A 20,389-nucleotide genomic window follows, 5' to 3' on the forward strand; every position below is an offset into this window, starting at 1 on the left:
CGGCGAGACGCTCGCGTTCCTGCGCCAGCCGGAGCCGCCGGGCGGCTTCCGCGAGGCGATGGAGATGATCCCGCTGGTCAAGACCGTCCTGTCCATGAAGCCGAAGACGGTATCGTCGGCGCCCTGCCAGGAGGTCGTGCTGAAAGGCGACGACATCGACCTTGGCCGCCTGCCGATCCAGGGCTGCTGGCCGGGCGAGCCTGCTCCGCTGATCACATGGCCGCTGGTGGTCACCAAAGGTCCGGGCAAGAAGCGGGAGGACGACTACAACCTCGGCATCTACCGCATGCAGGTGACGGGGCGGAACACGACGCTGATGCGCTGGCTGAAGCACCGGGGCGGCGCCCAGCACCACCGCCGCTGGGCGGCGGCAGGCAAGCGGGAACCTCTGCCGGCCGCCGCCGTGCTGGGAGCCGATCCGGGGACGATCCTGGCCGCTGTCACTCCCGTGCCGGATACCCTGTCGGAATACCAGTTCGCCGGTCTGCTGCGGGGCCGCAAGGTCGAGCTGGTGGACTGCAAGACGATCCCGCTGAAGGTGCCGGCGCAGGCCGAGATCGTGATCGAGGGGCTGGTCAGCCTGGACGAATACGGCGACGAAGGGCCTTACGGCGACCACACCGGCTACTACAACGCGGTCGAGCCGTTCCCGGTCTTCCACGTCACCGCGATCACGATGCGGCGGAACCCGATCTATCTTTCCACCTTCACCGGGCGTCCGCCGGACGAGCCGAGCGTGCTGGGCGAGGCGCTGAACGAGGTCTTCATTCCGCTGCTGATCCAGCAGTTCCCCGAGATCGTGGATTTCTGGCTGCCGCCGGAGGGCTGTTCGTACAGGATCGCCGTGGTGTCGATGAAGAAGGCCTATCCCGGCCACGCCAAGCGCGTGATGATGGGCGTCTGGTCGTTCCTGCGGCAGTTCATGTACACCAAATGGGTGATCGTCGTGGACGACGACATCAACGCGCGCGACTGGAAGGACGTGATGTGGGCCGTCTCCACCCGCATGGACCCGGCCCGCGACATCACCGTGGTCGAGGGCACCCCGATCGACTACCTGGACTTCGCCAGCCCGGAAAGCGGTCTTGGCGGCAAGGTCGGACTGGACGCCACCAACAAGTGGCCGCCGGAAACCAAGCGCGAATGGGGCCAGCAGTTGCGGATGGACGAGGATGTCGTGAAGGAGGTCACGCGCAAGTGGGACAGTTACGGCATTCCGCTGCACGGCAAGCCGATCTGGAAGTGAGGGCAGGTACAGGCAAACTTGTAATCGGGATTGGCCTCCGGCAGGTTCCCGCGCTATCATACCTCGAAATCGTGGGTACCGCCGTGTGGTCGAGACCGGCGGTCTCCCTGAGATCAGAGGAATACGCCAGTGACCGCCCATCCACGGGAACCGCATCGGAACGAAACGGATTATTCCGGAACGCTTCTACGATGGAGGAGACGCTTGCGCAGGGCGTTCAAGCCTGTCGTTCAAGTCGGATGGAACATGGCGGCCTTCATCTTCGGCGGGCGCATTCAGGAAGCGCGAGACATCGCCCTGTTCAACGACCATGAGGCGGGACTTGCCTATATGCGCAAGCATCATAAGGAAGTAAGGGCGAAAGTAGAAGAAATGTTGAATTATCCTCATTAATAATATTTGATATGAGTCTTTGCTGAATACTTGAATCGCTTCAATCATGGATTTGATGGACCACGCGCCGAGTGGTGCACAGTGGCTTAAGAATGTCTTCGAGGCGCAATTTCGAAGCATTCAGATCAGTGTTCAAGCCGTGGATGCTAGCGATTTGGACTTCGATTTGTTTCAAGCCGCAGCAGCGGTAGAAACCGCCAACCGGATCTTCAGTCGCCTGCGGAACAATCCCAATACCCGATCCCTCGGCTTAGTTGTTCTTGCGACGACCGCTCATGTGTATGGAATCATGTCGGCGCGGCCACTGACATGTCGGCATGCCAGTGCAGACCATGTCGATTACGTCAACGTCACCTTCGCCGCCACTTCGGCATTTGCGCGCTTTGGTTTTGGCAGCTTTCTCAACATAGACCCACAGATCAACCGACGCTTCCTTATGACATTCTACGGTCGCGCGAATTGGCCGGAGCCGTTCGTCGGCGATCTGCATCCGGACATCGAGCGCGACCTGTCGGCGATGCTGTTCTTCTTTGAAGCTTACATGCGGCGCGGGGTATGGGTTCCCTACAAGTTCCGCAATCCAGGACGACCCCACCGGTTTCGTTAGCAAGCCTGCACTTTGCGCCCTTGCACCCGCAAACACTCTCCCCGCACTGTGACGGCGGAACAGAAGCGCTGGGGAGAGCCATTATGGCTGCCGGGAAAAAGAAGACGAACCTCAAGCCGCCGGCGGAGCCGCAGCGGGTCATGCTGGACTTCCGGCACCATGACGCCCTGGGCGAGCAGGTCACGGAGCCGCTTCGCAACAACCTGTCGGTTATCAAGCAGTCGGGGCGCTGCCTGTGGGTGGCGTCGGATGAGACCGACACCATCGAGCGGCTGACGACGGAAGATTGGCGCACCTTCGGCAACCACACCCCGTACCGGCTGACCGATTTCTTCGACCTGCCGGTCGAGGGGGAGGTGGATATCGAAGGGTTGTCGGTCGATGGCGACTACCTTTGGATCTGCGGGTCGCACAGCCTGAAGCGCAAGAAGCCGGACCCGGACAAGCATGGGATCGAGGAGGCGCTGGAACGCCTGACCACGGTCGAATGCGAGCCGAACCGCTATCTGCTGGGACGCGTCCCGCTGGTCCGGGATAGCGAGGACGGCATCTATACCCTGTGCCGGACGGCGCCGGCGAAGGAGGAGGGCGGCGACGCGCTGACCGCCGGCCGGCTGAAGATGGAGGCGGGCGGAGCCAACGCGCTGTCGAAGGCGCTGGCCAAGGACGAGCATCTCAGCCGCTTCATGGCGATCCCGTCCAAGGACAACGGCTTCGACATCGAAGGCATCTCGGCGCGCGGAGAGCGGGTTTTCTTAGGGATGCGGGGGCCGGTGCTGCGCGGCTGGGCGGTGATCCTGGAACTGGAAGTCACGGAGAAGGGCAGGAATGCCAAGTCCACCGGGCTGAAGCTGCGCCGGATCGGACCCGACGGCGAGCGCTACCGCAAGCATTTCCTTGATCTCGACGGCTTGGGCATCCGCGAGATGTCGCTGGAAGGCGACGATTTGCTGATCCTGGCCGGGCCGACCATGGACCTGGACGGTCCTGTCGTGCTGTACCGTTGGCGCGGCGCCTGGAACCAGCGGGAGGAAACCGTCATCCCGCGCGACCGGCTGGAGCGGGTGATGGATATCCCCTACGGCGCCGGCATCGACCACGCCGAGGGCGCCACCCTGTTCGACCGGCCGGGCGAACCGGCAGCCGTCCTGGTCGTCTATGACAACCCGTCACCAGAGCGGCTTGCTCCCGATGGCGCCGGCGTGGCGGCCGACGTGTTTCCGCTTCCGAAGAAGCCCTGACGCAACCCAGCCATGCCGATGTAGGGCGTTGGTTCGCGGGGACATGGGTTTACCCTTGGTGGTTTCCGCTGCCGCTCCGGTGATCGTCCCATGCCTCCCGCCGCCGTACGGCCGCCCCCCATCGCCATCCTGATCGCGATCACCGCGATCGGGCCTTTGGCGCTGAACATCTTCCTGCCCTCGCTTCCGGGGCTGGTCCGCGTCTTCCACACCGACTACGGCACCGCGCAGCTTGCGCTGACGCTGTATCTGGTCGGCATCGCCTGCGGCCAGCTGATCTACGGTCCGCTGTCCGACCGGTTCGGCCGGCGGCCCGTACTGCTGGCAGGCCTCGGCGTGTTCGTCATCGGCAGCCTGCTGGCTGCCCTGGCGCCCTCCATCGGCTTGCTGATCGGCGGCCGCGTCGTCCAGGCGCTCGGCGGCTGCGCCGGCATGGTGCTGGGCCGCGCCATCGTCCGCGACGTCTACGAGCGCGACAAGGCGGCCAGCACGCTCGCCTACATCACCATGGCGATGGCGGTCGCCCCCGCGCTGGCGCCCGCCATCGGCGGCTTCCTGGACGTCTGGTTCGGCTGGCAGGCCAGCTTCCTGTTCGTGCTGGCGTTCGGCGCCGTGGTCTGGGTCTGGTGCCTCGCTTCGGCGCGGGAGACCAACTTCCAGCGCCAGCCGCTGCCGGGCCTGCGCGGCATGGCCGCGGGCTACGGCGAGCTGCTGCGATCCCCCGTCTTCCTGGGCTACGCGCTCAACACGGCCTTCACGACGGCGGTGTTCTTCGCGTTCCTGGCGGGAGCGCCCTACATCATGATCGAGCTGCTGAAGCGGCCGGCGAGCGAGTACGGCGCGCTGTTCATCCTGGTTTCCGCCGGATACGCGCTCGGCAACTTCATCGCGGCGCGGCTGGCGGTCAAGATCGGGGCACGGCGGCTGGTGCTGGCGGGATCGCTGGTCAACCTGACCGGCGTGCTGGTCATGGGGGTGCTGGGGCTGGCGGGGGAGTTCTCCGCCTCGAGCATCTTCCTGCCGATGTGCATCGTCGCGGCCGGCAACGGCCTGGGCATGCCGAACGGCATCGCGGCGGCGATCAGCGTCAATCCACGGCTCGCCGGGTCGGCGTCCGGTCTGCTGGGTTTCCTTCAGATGTCGGTCGGCGCCGTTTCCACCGTGGCTGTCGGCTTCCTGAAGGGCGACGACCAGATGGCGATGGTCGCGGTCATGATGGTCGCCGTCCTGCTGTCGCTGCTGGCCTACGGATTGGCCGTCAGCGTCCGGGTGCGTGCCGACGGAACGGTGCCGGCTCCGGGAACGACCGACTGAGCGAAATGCGCCGGACCGCAAATTCAGGGAGACATCCGAGGTCACCCCCTGCCATCTTCCGGTCCGGGTGCCCACTTTGGTAGAGATGCCGAAGTGCTGATGCGCTTACCGCCACTGACCGGAGATGTCGATGCCTGCCGATTCCCATAACGCCGCCCTTTCGCTGCTCGAAGACCTGATCGGCAAGGCCAAGGCGGCCGGAGCCGACGCCGCCGACGCGGTGCTGTTCGACGGGGCGTCCCTGTCGCTGTCGCAGCGGTTGGGGCAGCCGGAGCGGCTGGAGCGGGCGGAAGCCGGCGACCTGGGGCTGCGCGTCTTCGTCGGCAAGCGTCAGGCCATCGTTTCGACCACCGACCGCAGCAAGGAGACGCTGGAAGCGGTGGTGGAGCGCGCGGTCGCGATGGCCCGCAACGTGCCGGAAGACCCTTTCAACGGTCTGGCCGATCCCGAGCAATTGGCGAAGAACTGGCCGACCGACCTTGAGATCGACGACCCGACCGAGCCGTCGGCCGAGCAGATGATCGAGCAGGCGCGGATCGCCGAGGAATCGGCGATGGCGGTCCCCGGAGTGACCAACTCCGAAGGCGCCGAGGCGAGCTGGAGCCGGTCCCATGTCGCCATCGCGGCCAGCAACGGCTTTGCCGGAGCCTATTCCGTCTCGCGCCGCAGCCTGTCGGTATCGGTGCTGGCGGGGACCGGCACCGGCATGGAGCGCGACTACGACTACAGCTCCAAGGTCTTCGCGTCGGATCTGGCGGCGGCGGACGAGATCGGCCGGGGCGCCGGCGAAAAGGCGGTGCGCCGGCTGAACCCGCGCAAGGTCAAGACCTGCCAGGTGCCGGTGGTCTACGACCCGCGCGTCTCGCGCGGCCTGATCGGCCACCTGTCCGGGGCCATCACCGGCCCGTCGATCGCACGCGGGACCAGCTTCCTGAAGGACAAGATGGGCGAGCAGCTTTTCCGCTCCTCCGTCACCATCGTCGACGATCCGCACGTCAAGCGCGGGCTGCGGTCCAAGCCGTTCGACGGGGAAGGGGTTGCCTGCACCCGCCGGAACATCATCGAGGAAGGCCGGCTGACGACATGGCTGCTCGACCTGCGCTCGTCCCGCCAGCTTGGGCTGACTTCGACCGGGCACGCCTCGCGCGGGACGTCAGGGCCGCCGTCGCCGGGTCCGACCAACCTGTACCTGATGCCGGGCCAGCGCACGCCGGACGAATTGATCGCCGACATCAAGGAAGGTCTCTACATCACCGAGTTGATGGGCATGGGCATCAACGGCATCACCGGCGACTACAGCCGGGGTGCGGCGGGCTTCTGGATCGAGAACGGCAAGATCGCCTATCCGGTCAGTGAGCTGACGGTCGCCGGCAACCTGAAGCAGATGTTCCTGGAGATGGAACCGGCCAGCGACCTGGAGTTCCGCTATGGCATGGATGCGCCGACGGTGCGGATCGACGGCATGACGATCGCTGGGACCTGAGTGCGTGTGGGGCCGGGTCCTGGGCGGCCCGGCGCCCTCCCTTCCATCACGGCGGGATGTCCGGTTACCCTTGTCCCAGGGCGTCCGCGCCGAGCGGTAGGTTGTCGCGCAGGAACTGCGCCAGAATCCTGAACTCCGCAGTGCGGGCCGCCTCCCGGCGCCAGGCCAGCGCTATCCGCCGGGATGGGCAGGGGCGGGCGAAGGGGCGAATTTCGATCGAGCCGTTGGGGGCCGAGGCGCCCGTCACCGACAGTGCCGGCAGCAGGGTTATGCCGATCCGGCTTGCGACCATTTCACGCAGCGTATCCAGCGACGTCGCGGCGAAGCTTTCGCGCTCCCGCTCACGCGGGCGCGGGTTGTTGCAGATGGCCAGCGCCTGCTCCCGGAAGCAGTGCCCGTCCTCCAGCAGCAGCAGGTGTTCGCCGGCCAGATCCGATTCGGTCACCTGATTGCGTGCCGCCAGCCGGTGACCGGCGGGCAGCGCCACCACGAAGCTTTCATCGAACAGGGGATCGACCTCGAACGAAGGCTCGTCGACCGGCATGGCGAGCAGCAGCGCGTCTAGGTCGCCGGTTTTCAGACGCTCCGCGAGTCGCTCCGTCTGGTCTTCCCGAAGGTAAAGACGAAGATCCGGGTATGTGCGCCGCAGCGAAGGAAGCACCCTTGGGAGCAAAAACGGCCCGACCGTAGGTATGACACCTAGTCGCAGGTCCCCTGCCAAAGGGCCGGCTTTTCCCTGTACGCTGTCGGTCAGGTCGCGCACTTCGGCGAGGATGCGGCGTGCCCTGGCAGTCACTTCGGTTCCTGCCGGAGTGAGCAGCACACGGCGCTTGGTCCGCTCTACCAACTGGGCGCCAAGTGTTTCTTCCAATTGCTGAATCTGGGCTGACAGGCTGGGCTGGCTGATGTTGGCGGCATCGGCCGCCTTGCCGAAATGGAGGGTGTCGGCGACGGCGACCAGATAGCGCAGCTGCTTCAATGTGACGGCATGGCTCATCGGTCCGTCCTATCACAGCCTTCAGAAAAAGCGATTGGAATTATCGCGGGGACATGGCCAGTTTGGAACTGTTCGAATTTAGTGCACCGCAACAAAACTGGAGCGAGTTTCATGCTTACTGTTGGCGATAAGTTCCCCGCGTTCGACCTCAAGGCCGTCGTTTCCACCGACATGAAGGACGCCTTCACCCAGATCAACGAGCGCTCCCACGAGGGCAAGTGGCTGGTCGTGTTCTTCTGGCCGAAGGATTTCACCTTCGTTTGCCCGACCGAGATCGCCGCTTTCGGCAAGCTGAACGGTGAGTTCGCCGACCGCGACGCCCAGGTGCTCGGCGCTTCCACGGACAGCGAGTTCGTCCACCACGCATGGCGCGTCCACCACGACGACCTGCGCGACCTGCCGTTCCCGATGCTGGCCGACATCAAGCGCGAGCTGAGCACGGAGCTCGGCATCCTGGACAAGACGGAAGGCGTCGCACTCCGCGCCACCTTCATCGTCGATCCGGAAGGCATCATCCGCTTCGCTTCGGTCAACGACCTGTCGGTCGGCCGCAACCCGCAGGAAATCCTGCGCGTTCTGGACGCCCTTCAGACCGACGAGCTGTGCCCCTGCAACTGGCAGAAGGGCCAGGACACGCTTCAGGCGGCCTGATCCGGAAACGGCACTTCAAAGTCCCGCGGAAGCTCCATTCCGAGGGTGCGGGCACTGAACGGGGGGCGCCGGGTACGGCGCCCCCCGGCCCACGCCGGCGACATCCCAAGCCGGCCGACTCAAGACCATCCTCCAAGACCATTCCCAAGACTACCACTGCACATCAGGAACCGCCCGCCATGTCGATCGAAGCGCTGAGGGGCAAGCTGCCCGATTACGCCAAGGACCTTAAGCTCAACCTGTCCGGCGTCTTCAACACCCCGAACCTGACCCCGCAGCAGGCCTGGGGAACGGCCGTCGCTTCCGCCCTCGCGTCGCGCCAGCCGGATGTCATCCGCGCCGTCGTCGCCGACGCGGCACAGCACCTCGAGCCCGCCGCCCTGAACGGCGCCAAGGCCGCTGCCGCCATCATGGGCATGAACAACATCTATTACCGCTTCGTCCACCTGTCGGCGAACAAGGACTACGCCACGATGCCGGCGCGTCTGCGCATGAACATCATCGGCAATCCGGGCGTCGACAAGATCGATTTCGAGCTGTGGTCGCTCGCCGTCTCGGCCGTCAACGGCTGCGGCATGTGCATCGAGAGCCACGAGCACGAGGTCGTCAAGAAGGGCGTCTCCAAGGAAGCCGTGCAGGACGTCATCCGGATCGCTTCGGTGATCCATGCCGTCGCCGCCGTGGTAGACGGGGAAGCGGCTCTCGCCTGATCCCGGCGGTTCCGGACCGCCTGCGACGCCGTCCGGCCGAAGTTTGAAAAAGGCGCCGGTCCCCATCGGGGGGCGGCGCCTTTTTCATGTCCGGGCCGCCGCTATCCGGCGAGCCCGGTGAACAGGGCGTAGATGCCGAAGGCGGCCAGCATCACGGCGGCGCCCCGGTTGATCCAGCGGAAGATCCGGTCCGAGATCTTATGCCGGACCAGGGCGACGCCGCTGCTCAGCGTCAGGAACCACAGCGCCGATCCCAGGAAGACGCCGAGGACGAGGGTCATGGCCTCGCTCTCGCCGCTCAATTCGCCGCCAAGGCCGAATCCGGCGAAGATCGCGACGAAGGCGAAGATGGTGACCGGGTTGGTCAGGGTCAGTCCCAATCCGACCGCGAACCCGCCCAGCGCCGTGCTGATGTCGCGCTTGATCTCACGCGGGCGCGGCTCCGTCCGGAAGCTGACGAACGCGATTGCCAGCATCACGGCGCCGCCGACCAGCCGGAAGGTCGACTGATGCCCCGTCAGCCAGTCGGTCATCGCCTTGACGCCGAAAGCGGCGATGGCGCCGAAGGTGGCGTCGGCGAGCGCCGCTCCCAGGCCGGTCGCGAATCCCATGACGACGCCGCCTTCCAGCGTGCGGCGGATGCACAGAAGCCCGATCGGCCCCACGGGTGCTGCGACCACGATGCCGAGCAGGATTCCTCGTGCCAGAACCGCCAGATATTCCAAGACCGACTCTCCAATCCGCGCCAGAAAAACGCGGCGGAGTATGCCCATCCCGCAGGCCGACCGAAACCGGGGATCGGACGGTGCGGCGTTAATCCCGCGCGGCGAACCGCACGAGGGTTGCCGGAGTGCAGCACCCATGGCTTTTGTCTATCCGGCTTATCGGATGCGGCTTGCCTCCCGTGCGGGGTTCGACTAATCAGAAAGCCGCAAAAGGGTGGCGGATTGCCAGTCCCAATGCCATTGATCCGCCTCCACTATGGAGCATCCGGTCCCGGCTGCTTCGAAGGGTATTCGTGTGCGAGCTTTCTCCTTGCGGAACATCGGTTTGAAACGCCCGAAGAGGCGTCTGCGCAACGGCTTCCGCGGCGGCCTGATGGCCTTGGGAATGGTCGCCGCAGTCTCCATTCCGGCCGTGGCGCTGGCGCAAGGCGGCGGCGGCGACGGCGGCAGCAACCAGCCTGTCCTGCTGAACGCCGATGAGCTGACCTATGACGAGACCCTTGGCATCGTCATCGCATCCGGCGACGTGGAGCTGGCGCAGGGCGACCGGCTGCTGCTGGCGGATCGCGTCACCTATAACGAGAAGACCAGCGTCGTCACCGCCACGGGCAATATCCGCCTGCTGGAGCCCAGCGGCGACGTGATCTTCGCCGATTATTCGGAGCTGACCAACGATCTGGCGCAGGGCTTCGTCCAGCAGGTCCGCGTGCTGCTGACCGACAACTCCCGGGTGGCGGGGACCGAGGCCGAGCGGACCGACCAGGGCCGCTACATGCGAATCAACAGGGCTGTCTATTCGCCCTGCAATCTCTGCGAAAGCGATCCGACGCGGGCGCCGCTCTGGCAGCTGCGGGCCAACCGGGTGGTCCACGACAAGGAAGAGAAGGAGATCGTCTACCGGGACGCCCGGCTGGAGATGTTCGGAATTCCGGTCCTCTACACGCCCTACTTCGCCCATCCGGACCCCTCGGTGGACCGCAAGAGCGGTTTCCTGAGCCCCGTCTTCGGGTATGGCGGCAATCTCGGCACCTTCGGCGCCGTTCCCTATTACTGGACGATCGCTCCGGACAAGGACCTGACGCTGACACCCCTCTTCAGTTCGGAAGACGGGGTCCAGATGCGCGCCGAATGGCGGCAGCGCTTCGAGAACGGACGCCTGCTGCTGGACGGCAGCATCGTCAATGCCGACCGGAAGACGTCGTCGGGCGCCGTCAAGGAAGACGAGTGGCGCGGGCACCTGTTCGGCAACGGGTTGTTCGATCTGAACGACACGTGGCGTACCGGCTTCGACCTGGAGAAGACGTCCGACCGGTCGTATCTGCGGCGTTACCGGATCAGCGGCGAGGACATCCTGACCAGCCGCGCCTTCATCGAAGGGTTCCGGGGCCGCAACTACGCCGTTGCCAACGCCTATCAGTTCGACGACCTGCGCGAGAACGGCGAGAACGAGCCCTTCGTGATCCCGATGGCCGAGGCCCAGCTGCTCGGCGAACCCGACTCGGTGCTGGGCGGCCGCTGGTCGCTGGACCTGGGACTGGTGGGCCTCCAGCGGTCGGAAGGGCGCGATACCCAGCGCGCCTCGGTCGAAGCGGGCTGGCAGCGGGAGTTCATGGCCGATACCGGGTTCATCACGACGGTCAGCGGCACCCTGCGCAGCGACGCCTATTATGTCACCGACTATGTCCGGCCGGACGATCCGACGGGACGCGGCACGACCGACACCGACCTGCGGCTGTTCCCGCAGGGGCAGGTGACGGTGCGTTATCCGGTAGCGCGCCAGATCGGGTCGGTTCAGCACGTGGTCGAGCCGATCGTGTCCTTTACCACCTCGCCCTCCCTCAAGGACCAGGACGACATCCCGAACGAGGACAGCCAAGACATCGAGCTGAGCCCGACCAACCTGTTCCGCACCAACCGCTTCCCCGGCGTGGACCGGCTCGACTCGGGCACCCGCGTCACCTATGGCGTCAACACGGGCGTCTACGGCTTCGGCGGCGGTTTCTCGGAGTTCTTCCTGGGCCAGAGCTATCAGCTGTCCAACAATGACGACGCGACGCTGGTCGCTTCGGGGCTCGGCAAGGATTATTCGGATATCGTAGGCCGCATCCGGGTTTCACCCGGTCCCTATCTCGACCTTCAATACGACTTCCAGCTGGCGGAAGAAGACCTGGAAGCGCAGGTCCAGCAGTTCCGGATCAGTGCGGGCGTTCCGCTGCTGCGCGCCGGAGCCAACTACTATTACCGCGACCGCCCGACCACGGGCGACACGGAGCCCCGGCGCGAGTACCTGACGACGTCGCTCAGCTCGAACTTCTCGGAACACTGGTCGGTTTCCGTCGCTCAGAACCGTGACCTGCAGGCGGCCGACAACAAGCTGCGCAGCACCAGCGCGTCGCTGACATACACCGACGAGTGCTTCACGTTCCAGCTGATCGGCCAGCGCGACAACACGGTGCGGTCCGGCGAAGAGGGCGGCGACACCATCTATTTCCGGCTGGTCTTCCGCAACCTGGGCGAAGTGGAAGCGCCGATCCTCAGCGGCGCCTCTACGACGAGCCGCACGGCGTCCTGATCGGGTTATGCCTTGATCCGATCAGGGGCATTGGTGCCGGGCTGAAGAGGCTCGGCCCACAGATGACGCTGGCTGAAAACGTTCCCGCAGGAAAAACCGATGCCGACGCAAGGTCGATTCGCAGGCCGGGCCTCTTCAGCCCGACATCGACGCGTCGGCAGGCCGGAACTTTCCGGCCTTGGTATTATTGCGCGCTGGCGGTCACCGGGGCGCGGTTGAAGAACAGCGAGACGCGGCGGGTGATGTCTTCGGAGACCTGCACGACGCTGCGGTCATAGGCGTCCCGCTCCCCGATCAGGGTCGCGTACTGGCTGCGCAGGATGTTGAAGTTGGTCACCGACGTCGTCGTGCCGCTGAGGACGGCGGCACCCTGCATGTTGCGGAGCGTGTAGTTCGCCGCAAGGCTCAGTTCCGCACGGGTGGCGCTGTCGTCCAGGGCGATGCCCAGCTTGTAGACGTTGGGGACCAGCGAGATGTCGAGCGTGTATTCGGGCGAGGCGGGGCGGCCGTCCCGATAGAACTTGTCGATCAGGTTGTTGCGGAGCTGCTGGCCCAGGCGGTCGGGGATGTTGTTGATCTGCACCAGGGGCAGTTGCTGGGCCGCCGGCGTATTGGCACCGTAGAGCGGCTGGTAGCCGCAGCCCGGCAGCAGCGTCAGGGAGAGCAGAAGCCCCCACCCGGCGAGCGGGAATTTCTTGAACGACGGCATCAGCCACCCGACGATATTCATGGACCCGAATCAGCCGGCATGGCCGGTACGATCAGCTTTGCCGAAGCTATCCAACTCGCGACGAACGCGCAAGCACGTGGATCATCAGCATCGACAGGATCAGCGCCGCGAGCCACCAGACCTGCCAGACCCCATAGGCGACCGACAGCATCGCCATCGATCCGGCGAAGGCCGCGAGCGCCACCGGCTGGCTCGGGCGGGGAAGATCGCGGATGCCGCGCAGGACGGTCAGGCCGATGGCGATGCCGAAGCCGACCCCGACCAGCCCCAGTTCCAGCCAGACCTGGAGGACCGCGTTGTGCGGATGGATCGGCAGCACGGGGAACTCGTAGCCGCCGCGCTCCAGGATCACCTTTTCGGCGATGGAGCGCGACGAATCCAGGCCCCAGCCGAACAGAGGTCGTTCGAACACGAGGTTGGATGCGTAATGCCAGATCTCGATCCGGTGCAGGAACGAAAACGGCAGAGTTCCCCGGTCGATCAGGTCGAGGCTGTAAAGCCATTCCATGGCCGGAATGGTCCCGAAGAAGGTGACGATCACGCCGACGCCAAGGGCGATGCGCGTGAAGTTGGGCGCCACCATGGCGACGGACAGCGTGATGAGGCCGACCAGCAGCCCGACCATCGCCGATTCGCTGCTGCCGCCCGTCACCAGGACGATCATCCCGACCGGCAGCAGGGCCGCGGCCCCCCATTCGCGCCGGAGCCAGAACGCCAGGAAGGCCGGCCAGCAGAGCGCCGCCATCGCGACCATGTTCCGGTTGATCAGGGAGCCTTCCAGCGCCGGATCGCGAGCCTCGCCGCCGCGCATCGCCAGATAGACCGGCAACCCGTGCAGCAGGTCGAGCATCAGCAGGATGACCGCGGCGAAATAGGCCAGCAGGAACCAGCGGACCCGCCGGCTGTCGACCAGCGGTACCTTGGCCTGGACCGCCGCCGTCGCCATCAGCAGGGCCGGGATCAGCGCATAGGCAAGCTCCCATGTCTGCTTCAGGCTTTGCGCCGGCCGGATGCTCCAGAGCGCGGTGCCGGCGCAGTAGATCAGGAAGCCGCCCAGGATCAGCAGCCAGCGGGCCGACGGCACCGGCCAGCGGCCGGTGTCCAGCCGGAACATCACGGTGCCGATGACGGAAGCGGCGATCAGCAGGGGCGCCAGACCGCGCGGCACGGTGACGGACACCAGCGGGGCCAGCAGGATGGCTGTCAGGTAGACGGCTGCGAAGCGCGCCGGGGCGGCCCGCGGCGTCCTGTCATGGGAAGTCATGTCAGGGTGTGCCCAGTTCCTGGCGGGTTTGGGGAGCCGGGTGGGCTATCGCCGCTTCGGCCGTATGGTCGGGGACGAGGGTGCGGATGATCGACATCGTCCTGGGACGGTCGCCGGCGCGGGCTGCCTGTTCCAGCTCGCCCATGGTCTTGTTGATCAGGGCGTGGTCGATGACGCGGGGAGATGCCTGGAAGACCCCGTCCGCTTCGGTCTGGGTCGGGGTCTCGCCCTCCGACAGCAGTTCCTCGAACAGCTTCTCGCCGGGGCGGAGGCCGGTGAACTCGATCCGGATGTCCTTGTCGGGGCGCAGGCCGGCAAGCCGGATCATGTTGCGCGCCAGATCGACGATCCTGACCGGTTCCCCCATGTCCAGCACGAAGATCCGGCCGCGTCCGTTGGGATGGGCGGAGCCGTAGGCCGAGGCCTGGAGCACCAGTTCGACCGCTTCGCGCACCGTCATGAAGTAGCGCCGCATGTCCGGATGGGTGACGGTCAGCGGACCGCCGGATGCCAGTTGGCGCTGGAACAGCGGGACGACCGACCCGCTCGACCCCAGCACATTGCCGAAGCGGACGGTCATGAACCGGGTGCTGGCGCCCTCGGCGCCGGGAGTCAGGTCGAGCGACTGGCAATAGGCCTCCGCCACCCGCTTGGTGGCGCCCATGACGCTGCTCGGGTTGATCGCCTTGTCGGTGGAGATCAGGACCATCGCCCGCGTGCCGGCGGTCCGGGCGGCGTCGGCGACGTTGCGGGTGCCGATCGCGTTGGTCAGCACGCCCTCCTCCGGGTTGGCTTCCACCAGGGGGACGTGCTTGAGGGCCGCCGCGTGGAAGACGAGGTCGGGGCGGGTCTGCTGGAACAGCGCCGCGATGCGGCTGCGGTCGCGGACGTCGGCGATCACGCTGTTGCAGGGCAGGCCGGGGAAGCGGCCGCGGATTTCCCCGTCGATCGTGTAGAGGTTGAATTCCCCGGCATCGACCATGGTCAGCTCGGCCGGGCCAAGCGCCGCGATCTGGCGCGTCAGCTCGCTGCCGATGGTGCCGCCGGCACCCGTCACCAGCACGCGCCGGCCGGCGATCAGGCCGGCGATGGCGTCGCGGTTCAGCACGGTCTGCGGCCGGCCCAGCAAATCTTCCACCGCGACCGGGCGCAGCTCGATCTTGCCTTCGCCAAGGGCGTCCTTGAACTCCGTCAGATTGGGCAGCCGGTTCAGGGAGAGGCCGAGCGGCTCGGACAGGTCGAGCAGGCGTCGGATCAGATCGCGGTCCGTCTCGGACTCCTGCTTGGTGACGACCAGCTTCTGCGGCTTTATGCCGCGTGCGTGCAAGCTCTCGACCACGGCGGGAAGCGAGTCGACGTCGCCCAGCACCGGCACGCCCCGGATCGCCCGGCCGACGCGCCCGCCCTTGTCGTCCACCAGGCCGACGACGCGGTAGACCGCCTGCGGCGACAGGGACAGGGCGCGGATCAGCTGGTCGGCGCCGTCGCCGGCGCCGACCAGGAGCACGGGGATGCGGATGTCGTTGCCCGACAGGTCCGACAGGGACAACCGGCGGTCCTTGAACAGGCGGTAGGCGAAGCGCGGGCCGCCGAGCAGGATCAGCAGCACGAACCATTGGATCACCGGGATGGAGCGCGGGATCGTGTCGAGCCGGGTCAGCAGGAACAGCAGGAGGACGGACACCACCGAAACGATGGTCGCTGCCTTGGTCACCTGGATCAGGTCGGGCGTCGACGCGTAGCGCCAGATGCCGCGATACAGGCCGAACAGGCGGTAGGTGATGGCCCCGGTCAGCATGACCACCGGCAGGCCCTGGACCAGCCCGTCGAAGTGGTATCCGAAAAGCTGATCGCCGACGCGCATGTAGAAAGCCGCGACGAAGGCGAGGCCCGTCATCAGGACATCGTGCAGATAGGCGAGCCCGGAGCGATCCATCTTCATCGAATCAACTGGTACCATTGGTTAAATCAGCCGAAGCATTGAACCATTCGGCGGTGAGGCGCAAGCCGTCTTCCTGCGACCAGGACGGTTGCCAGCTCAAGGTTCTGCGCAGGTGCCGGTCGTCCAGTTCGAGCGATGCCGCCAGCCTGTCGTAGGCGTCGCCGCGCCCGATCACGGTGAGGGCGCCGCGCAGCAGCACGGGCGGAACGCTGAACAGCCGCGCCGGGCGGTCCATGATGGCGGCCAGCGACCGGATCAGCTCCGGCGTCGAGAGCGGCTTGCCGTCATGGACCAGGAAGCGGCCGCCTGCCGCGGCGGGATGCTCGGCGCAGCAGGCGATGGCGCCCGCCAGGTTCTCCACGAAGACAAGGCTGCGGCGATTGTGGATGGCGCCGAGCGGAAGCGGCAGCGCGTTCCGGCAGATCGTCAGCAGGCGCAGGAAATTGGCCCCGACGCCGGGGCCGTAGACCAGCGGCGGGCGCAGCACGACGGTTTCCAGCCCGGTCCGGGCGCCGACCGCTTCCAGGGCCTGCTCGCCTTCCAGCTTGGAGATCCCATAGGGCGTTTCGGGCGCCGGCTGCATGGCCTCGGTCACCGGGGTATCGCTGCTGTTCTCGGTGACGGCCTTGATGGTGCTGACGAAGACCATGCGGCGGACGCCGGCCGCGGCGGCGGCTTCGGCCAGACGGCGCGTTCCCTCGACGTTGATCCGGCGATAGGCGCCGATCACCAGATCGGGGTCGGCCGGATCGTCCATCTGATGGACGCGCGCCGCCAGATGGACGACGATATCGATGTCTTCCAGCGCCCGGCTCCAGTCGGTATCGGGGCCGATCTCCCCGGTGACGACGGTGTCCGGAACGGGTGTTACGCCGGGACGGCGGACCGAGGCGCGGATCCGGTGGCCGCGGCTGGAGAGGATCGGGATCAGCGCCGAGCCGACGAAGCCGTTGGCGCCGGTGACGAGAATGCGCATCATGCCCTCCGGGCAGGCCGGGGCAGCCAGATCATGAGGCCCAGGACGAGGGCGAGACCGGGCGGCAGCGCCAGCCAGCCGATGCCGGCCGATGCTGCGGCGAGCGCCACCAGCACGGCGTTGGCGGCGATCACCTTGAGGACGACGTCGGAGTGGCTGTGGCCTGCCTGGACGGCGCGCTGGTAGATGTGCTCGCGGTGCGCTTCCCAGATGCGCTTGCCGGCGAACAGGCGGCGCAGCAGAGTGAAGGTGGCGTCCGCCAGGAAATAGAGCGGCACCAGCACCGCCGCGACCCATTGGCCGGAGGCGGCGGTCGCCAGGAGCAGCCAGCCCAGGATGAAGCCCAGGGGCACGCTGCCGACATCGCCCATGAAGACCTTGGCCGGATGCCAGTTCCAACCCAGGAAGCCCAGTGCGGCGCCGGCCGCCGCCAGCGCCAGCCACAGCGGGACATAGCCCAGGTTCGCGACGACGGCGACGACCGCCAGCCCGATGCCGATCGAGAACGCTTCGCTCCCCGCCAAGCCGTCGATGCCGTCCATGAAGTTGAACAGGTTGACGAACCACAGCCAGCCGACCGCAGCAAAGATCCGGTCGGGCCAGAACGGCAGCCAGCCCTGGAAGACCAGGGCGCTCGGCGGCAGGGCCGCCAGCCCGACCGCGACCGCCGCGATCTGCATCCCGAACCGCAGCCCGGCCGGCCGGCTGCGCCGGTCGTCCATCCAGGAAATCGCCATCAGGCCGACGGCGCCGGCGAAGGCGGGAAGGACGTGGTCGAAATGGCCGACGATCCAGCCGATCAGCGCCATCGCGGGCAACAGGGTCAGCATGATCCCCCAGCCGCCGCCGCGCGGTGTCGGGATCTTATGGCTGCTGCGTTCATTGGGATGGTCGAGGATCGCGTTGCGGCGCAGGTAGTGCAGGACGGCACCCGTCGCCATCCAGGACAAACCGGCGGTACCGGCAAGCAACGCTACTTCGAACAGGCCAAGGGCATCGATCATCAGGGTATCCGGGCCGCTTTCGGCCCATCAGCAGGAGTTGTGGCGTCAGACGATGCCGTGATAGGCCTTGTACCACGCCACGAACCGGGGGATACCCACTTCTATCGGGGTCGCCGGATCGAAGCCCAGGTCGCGCCGGGTCGCTGCGATATCGGCATATGTGGCCGGCACGTCGCCGGCCTGCATCGGCTCCAGGCTCTTCTCCGCCTTGCGGCCCAGGGCGTCCTCGATCACCGAGATGAAGTGGAGGAGGTTTTCCGACCGGTGATTGCCGAGGTTGTAGAGCCGGACCGGGACGCCGCGCTCGTCCGGAGTGGCCGGACGGTCCAGCGCCGCCACGACGCCGGCGACGATGTCGTCTATATAGGTGAAGTCGCGCTCCATCCGGCCTTCGTTGAAGACGCGGATCGGACGGCCCGCCATGATGGCGTCGCAGAAGAGATAGGCCGCCATATCGGGACGGCCCCAGGGACCGTAGACCGTGAAGAAGCGCAGGCCGGTCGCCGGCAGCTTGTGGATATGGCTGAAGCTGTGGGTGATCAGCTCGCCCGCCCGCTTGGTCGCGGCGTAGAGCGATACCGGGTGATCCACCGGGTCGTCGATCGAGAACGGCAGCTTGGTGTTGGAGCCGTAGACCGACGAGGAGCTGGCATAGACGAAGTGGTCCAGCCGGTCGAGGCTGCGCGCCGCCTCCAGCATGACGACCTGTCCCATGACGTTGGCGTCGGCGTACGCGTACGGGTTTTCCAGCGAGTAGCGTACACCGGCCTGGGCCGCCAGATGGACGATCCCGGTGATGTCTTCGCCGCCGGCCTTGACCTGTGCGAGCACGCTGCCGATCGATTCCCTGTCGCTGACATCCGCCTGGATGAAGCGGAAACCGGATTTTCCTTCGAGCTGTTCGAGACGGGCGCGCTTGAGGGCGACGCTGTAGTAATCGTTGAGATTGTCGATGCCGACCACCTGGTCGCCGCGCGCCAGAAGCGCCTGGGCGACATGGGAGCCGATGAAGCCGGCGGCTCCTGTTATCAAGATCGTCATCCAAAAACCTCGGTCTGTTCCGTACGGCGGGCTATATGGGCCAGTCGATAGGGGAGCGCCAGCGCAACTCAGTCATAGCCCTTCTGATTCCGGCGCATTGGAAGCGGGGCCGCGCCAGCCGGCAGGCGGCCCGCCCGACTTCGGCATCAGCATCCGCGGCAGCAGCGCCGGAGCGACGCCAATCTTCTGCCACGCCATGATCGCCATTGCGATCTGGCTGCCGAGCAGAGCGAGGGTCGTCATCGAGGCAGCACCCTCGATCCCGAAGGCCGGGATCATGACGAGGTTGAGCGCGATATTGGCCGCGGCGGCACAGCCCAGCGCCCACAACGCGTGGCTTTCGTGGCCCGTCATGGTCAGCATCAGATGCGAAGGTCCGATCACCGCCCGCAGGCAGATGCCGAACATCAGGATGCGCGCGGCGTTGGCGCCGTCCACGAATTCGGGACCGAACAGCCCGAGGATCCAGGGCGCTAGCACGAAAAGCGGGATGCCGATCAGCAGCGAGCCGGCCAGCGTGCTCAGCGTCGTCGTCCTCATGAAGGAGGCGATCTCCGCGCGTTCGCCGCGTGCGTAGTGCGCCGCGAAGGACGGCGCCACGATCGAGCTGACGGCCAGGAACGGGAAGAGCACCAGCTCGGCCACGTTGCAGGCGACGACATAGACGCCCGCATCCGCCGCCGTCACCAGCCAGCCGATCATCAGGACGTCGCTGCGCTGAAGCAGGAGCTGGCTGCCGCCGGTGAGGCCCAGGACGAAGGCGGAGGCGATCCACTTGCGGCGCATATAGACTGCGCGCGGCGCCTCGGCGGGAAGAACCGCGATCCGCCGCCGCAGATAGAGGATCAGGACCAGCGCGCCGCCGCCGCCGATCGCGACGAATCCCATCACCGCCGGCGGGGTCAGCGGCGCCGCGATCAGCACGGCCATGCCGGTGAGCGCCAGCACGACCGCATCCCGCCCGAGTCGTTCGGGCGCGGTGCCGAGCACGACGCGCCCCTGGCCGTAGAGCACTGAGGCATTCAGCCGCAGCAGCGCCAGCAGCGGCAGCACGACGAAACCGGCCAGGAAGGTGGCGGCGAGATCGTCGGGGACTTCATGCCCCTTCCAGACCAGCAAGGCGCCGAGCGAGGAAAGCGCGATGCTCAGCGTCCCTACGAGGATGGTGGCATGGCGCAGCACGCCGGCCAGCAGCGCCCATTCCTGCCGGGCATGATGGGCGGCCACGCTGCGCATGGCCAGCGAGTCGTGTCCCATCACGGCGACGTAGACCAGGATGTTGATCCAGGCCATCACATAGGCGAACTGGCCGTAACCCTCGTGGCCCAGCAGGCGCGCCAGCACGACCTGGAGCAGCAGCGCCTGCGCCATGCCGGCGACGTTCAGCGCCATGACGCTGCCGCCGCCCCGCGCCAGCCGCATGAACGCGGCATTCCGGGAAATGAAGAGGGGGAGCTGAAGTGCCACCGAAGAACCGATACGTCCGCGCCGCT

18 protein-coding genes are annotated in these 20,389 nt (G+C 66.5%); 9 read left to right on the top strand and 9 right to left on the bottom strand.

Going from position 1 to position 20,389, the window contains the following annotated elements; all coding sequences use genetic code 11:
* The 6 genes from AC5JJ6_RS13505 to AC5JJ6_RS13530 all read left to right on the top strand — a co-directional run.
* On the top strand, positions 1-1,246 hold a 1,246-nt coding region (locus AC5JJ6_RS13505), incomplete at its 5' end, for a UbiD family decarboxylase (protein WP_496042546.1).
* A gap of 246 nt (positions 1,247-1,492) precedes the next feature.
* Positions 1,493-1,639 carry a hypothetical protein gene (locus AC5JJ6_RS13510; protein ID WP_496042547.1) on the top strand — a complete coding sequence of 49 codons (147 nt, stop codon included), beginning with the start codon at positions 1,493-1,495 and terminating at the stop codon, positions 1,637-1,639.
* Between the two features lie 46 nt (positions 1,640-1,685).
* Positions 1,686-2,246 (top strand): hypothetical protein, encoded by a 561-nt coding sequence (locus AC5JJ6_RS13515; protein WP_496042548.1) that lies wholly within the window; start codon positions 1,686-1,688, stop codon positions 2,244-2,246.
* Positions 2,247-2,329: 83 nt separating this feature from the next.
* Positions 2,330-3,487, top strand: coding sequence for a DUF3616 domain-containing protein (locus AC5JJ6_RS13520; protein ID WP_496042549.1), 1,158 nt, complete (start codon positions 2,330-2,332; stop codon positions 3,485-3,487).
* Between the two features lie 90 nt (positions 3,488-3,577).
* The gene (locus AC5JJ6_RS13525; RefSeq protein ID WP_496042550.1) at positions 3,578-4,801 is read left to right on the top strand and encodes a multidrug effflux MFS transporter; all 1,224 of its coding nucleotides are present in this window, start codon (positions 3,578-3,580) and stop codon (positions 4,799-4,801) included.
* A gap of 124 nt (positions 4,802-4,925) precedes the next feature.
* Positions 4,926-6,284, top strand: coding sequence for a TldD/PmbA family protein (locus tag AC5JJ6_RS13530; protein ID WP_496042551.1), 1,359 nt, complete (start codon positions 4,926-4,928; stop codon positions 6,282-6,284).
* A 64-nt stretch (positions 6,285-6,348) separates the two neighbouring features.
* Here the strand turns inward: AC5JJ6_RS13530 and AC5JJ6_RS13535 are convergent, their stop codons facing one another.
* Positions 6,349-7,281 carry a LysR substrate-binding domain-containing protein gene (locus AC5JJ6_RS13535; RefSeq protein ID WP_496042552.1) on the bottom strand — a complete coding sequence of 311 codons (933 nt, stop codon included), beginning with the start codon at positions 7,279-7,281 and terminating at the stop codon, positions 6,349-6,351.
* Between the two features lie 111 nt (positions 7,282-7,392).
* Here AC5JJ6_RS13535 and AC5JJ6_RS13540 point away from each other — a divergent pair, with 111 nt between their 5' ends.
* A complete protein-coding gene (locus AC5JJ6_RS13540) occupies positions 7,393-7,932 on the top strand; it encodes a peroxiredoxin (protein ID WP_496042553.1) in 540 nt (179 codons plus the stop codon).
* Between the two features lie 179 nt (positions 7,933-8,111).
* Complete coding sequence (gene ahpD, locus AC5JJ6_RS13545; protein ID WP_496042554.1) at positions 8,112-8,642, top strand: alkylhydroperoxidase, AhpD family; 531 nt, start codon at positions 8,112-8,114, stop codon at positions 8,640-8,642.
* Between the two features lie 101 nt (positions 8,643-8,743).
* Here the strand turns inward: ahpD and AC5JJ6_RS13550 are convergent, their stop codons facing one another.
* Complete coding sequence (locus AC5JJ6_RS13550; protein ID WP_496042555.1) at positions 8,744-9,367, bottom strand: LysE/ArgO family amino acid transporter; 624 nt, start codon at positions 9,365-9,367, stop codon at positions 8,744-8,746.
* Between the two features lie 325 nt (positions 9,368-9,692).
* Here AC5JJ6_RS13550 and AC5JJ6_RS13555 point away from each other — a divergent pair, with 325 nt between their 5' ends.
* On the top strand, positions 9,693-11,939 hold the full coding sequence (locus tag AC5JJ6_RS13555) for an LPS-assembly protein LptD (protein ID WP_496042556.1): 2,247 nt from the start codon (positions 9,693-9,695) through the stop codon (positions 11,937-11,939).
* 184 nt (positions 11,940-12,123) lie between these two features.
* On the opposite strand, the gene lptE is transcribed toward AC5JJ6_RS13555, so the two are convergent.
* The 7 genes from lptE to AC5JJ6_RS13590 all read right to left on the bottom strand — a co-directional run.
* Positions 12,124-12,669 carry an LPS assembly lipoprotein LptE gene (gene lptE / locus AC5JJ6_RS13560; protein ID WP_496042557.1) on the bottom strand — a complete coding sequence of 182 codons (546 nt, stop codon included), beginning with the start codon at positions 12,667-12,669 and terminating at the stop codon, positions 12,124-12,126.
* Positions 12,670-12,715: 46 nt separating this feature from the next.
* Positions 12,716-13,933 carry an O-antigen ligase family protein gene (locus AC5JJ6_RS13565; protein WP_496042558.1) on the bottom strand — a complete coding sequence of 406 codons (1,218 nt, stop codon included), beginning with the start codon at positions 13,931-13,933 and terminating at the stop codon, positions 12,716-12,718.
* A 1-nt stretch (position 13,934) separates the two neighbouring features.
* On the bottom strand, positions 13,935-15,875 hold the full coding sequence (locus AC5JJ6_RS13570) for a polysaccharide biosynthesis protein (RefSeq protein WP_496042559.1): 1,941 nt from the start codon (positions 15,873-15,875) through the stop codon (positions 13,935-13,937).
* 4 nt (positions 15,876-15,879) lie between these two features.
* Positions 15,880-16,851 (bottom strand): NAD-dependent epimerase/dehydratase family protein, encoded by a 972-nt coding sequence (locus tag AC5JJ6_RS13575; protein WP_496042560.1) that lies wholly within the window; start codon positions 16,849-16,851, stop codon positions 15,880-15,882.
* The gene (locus tag AC5JJ6_RS13580) at positions 16,851-17,855 is read right to left on the bottom strand and encodes an MraY family glycosyltransferase (protein WP_496042561.1); all 1,005 of its coding nucleotides are present in this window, start codon (positions 17,853-17,855) and stop codon (positions 16,851-16,853) included. Before AC5JJ6_RS13580 ends, AC5JJ6_RS13575 begins: the two co-directional genes overlap by 1 nt.
* A 45-nt stretch (positions 17,856-17,900) precedes the next feature.
* On the bottom strand, positions 17,901-18,896 hold the full coding sequence (locus AC5JJ6_RS13585; RefSeq protein ID WP_496042562.1) for an SDR family NAD(P)-dependent oxidoreductase: 996 nt from the start codon (positions 18,894-18,896) through the stop codon (positions 17,901-17,903).
* Positions 18,897-18,968: 72 nt separating this feature from the next.
* Positions 18,969-20,389: oligosaccharide flippase family protein (locus AC5JJ6_RS13590; protein ID WP_496042563.1), on the bottom strand; the 1,421-nt coding region annotated here is incomplete at its 5' end.

The sequence above is a fragment of the Skermanella sp. genome (genome assembly GCF_059503625.1).

What these genes read in the sequence shown, in the direction of transcription:
- AC5JJ6_RS13510 (WP_496042547.1), top strand. Translation starts at nt 1,493, where the DNA reads ATGGCGGCCTTCATCTTCGGCGGGCGCATTCAGGAAGCGCGAGACATC.
- AC5JJ6_RS13515 (WP_496042548.1), top strand. Translation starts at nt 1,686, where the DNA reads ATGGATTTGATGGACCACGCGCCGAGTGGTGCACAGTGGCTTAAGAAT.
- AC5JJ6_RS13520 (WP_496042549.1), top strand. Translation starts at nt 2,330, where the DNA reads ATGGCTGCCGGGAAAAAGAAGACGAACCTCAAGCCGCCGGCGGAGCCG.
- AC5JJ6_RS13525 (WP_496042550.1), top strand. Translation starts at nt 3,578, where the DNA reads ATGCCTCCCGCCGCCGTACGGCCGCCCCCCATCGCCATCCTGATCGCG.
- AC5JJ6_RS13530 (WP_496042551.1), top strand. Translation starts at nt 4,926, where the DNA reads ATGTCGATGCCTGCCGATTCCCATAACGCCGCCCTTTCGCTGCTCGAA.
- AC5JJ6_RS13535 (WP_496042552.1), bottom strand. Translation starts at nt 7,281, where the DNA reads ATGAGCCATGCCGTCACATTGAAGCAGCTGCGCTATCTGGTCGCCGTC.
- AC5JJ6_RS13540 (WP_496042553.1), top strand. Translation starts at nt 7,393, where the DNA reads ATGCTTACTGTTGGCGATAAGTTCCCCGCGTTCGACCTCAAGGCCGTC.
- ahpD (WP_496042554.1), top strand. Translation starts at nt 8,112, where the DNA reads ATGTCGATCGAAGCGCTGAGGGGCAAGCTGCCCGATTACGCCAAGGAC.
- lptE (WP_496042557.1), bottom strand. Translation starts at nt 12,669, where the DNA reads ATGAATATCGTCGGGTGGCTGATGCCGTCGTTCAAGAAATTCCCGCTC.
- AC5JJ6_RS13565 (WP_496042558.1), bottom strand. Translation starts at nt 13,933, where the DNA reads ATGACTTCCCATGACAGGACGCCGCGGGCCGCCCCGGCGCGCTTCGCA.
- AC5JJ6_RS13570 (WP_496042559.1), bottom strand. Translation starts at nt 15,875, where the DNA reads ATGAAGATGGATCGCTCCGGGCTCGCCTATCTGCACGATGTCCTGATG.
- AC5JJ6_RS13575 (WP_496042560.1), bottom strand. Translation starts at nt 16,851, where the DNA reads ATGCGCATTCTCGTCACCGGCGCCAACGGCTTCGTCGGCTCGGCGCTG.
- AC5JJ6_RS13580 (WP_496042561.1), bottom strand. Translation starts at nt 17,855, where the DNA reads ATGATCGATGCCCTTGGCCTGTTCGAAGTAGCGTTGCTTGCCGGTACC.
- AC5JJ6_RS13585 (WP_496042562.1), bottom strand. Translation starts at nt 18,896, where the DNA reads ATGACGATCTTGATAACAGGAGCCGCCGGCTTCATCGGCTCCCATGTC.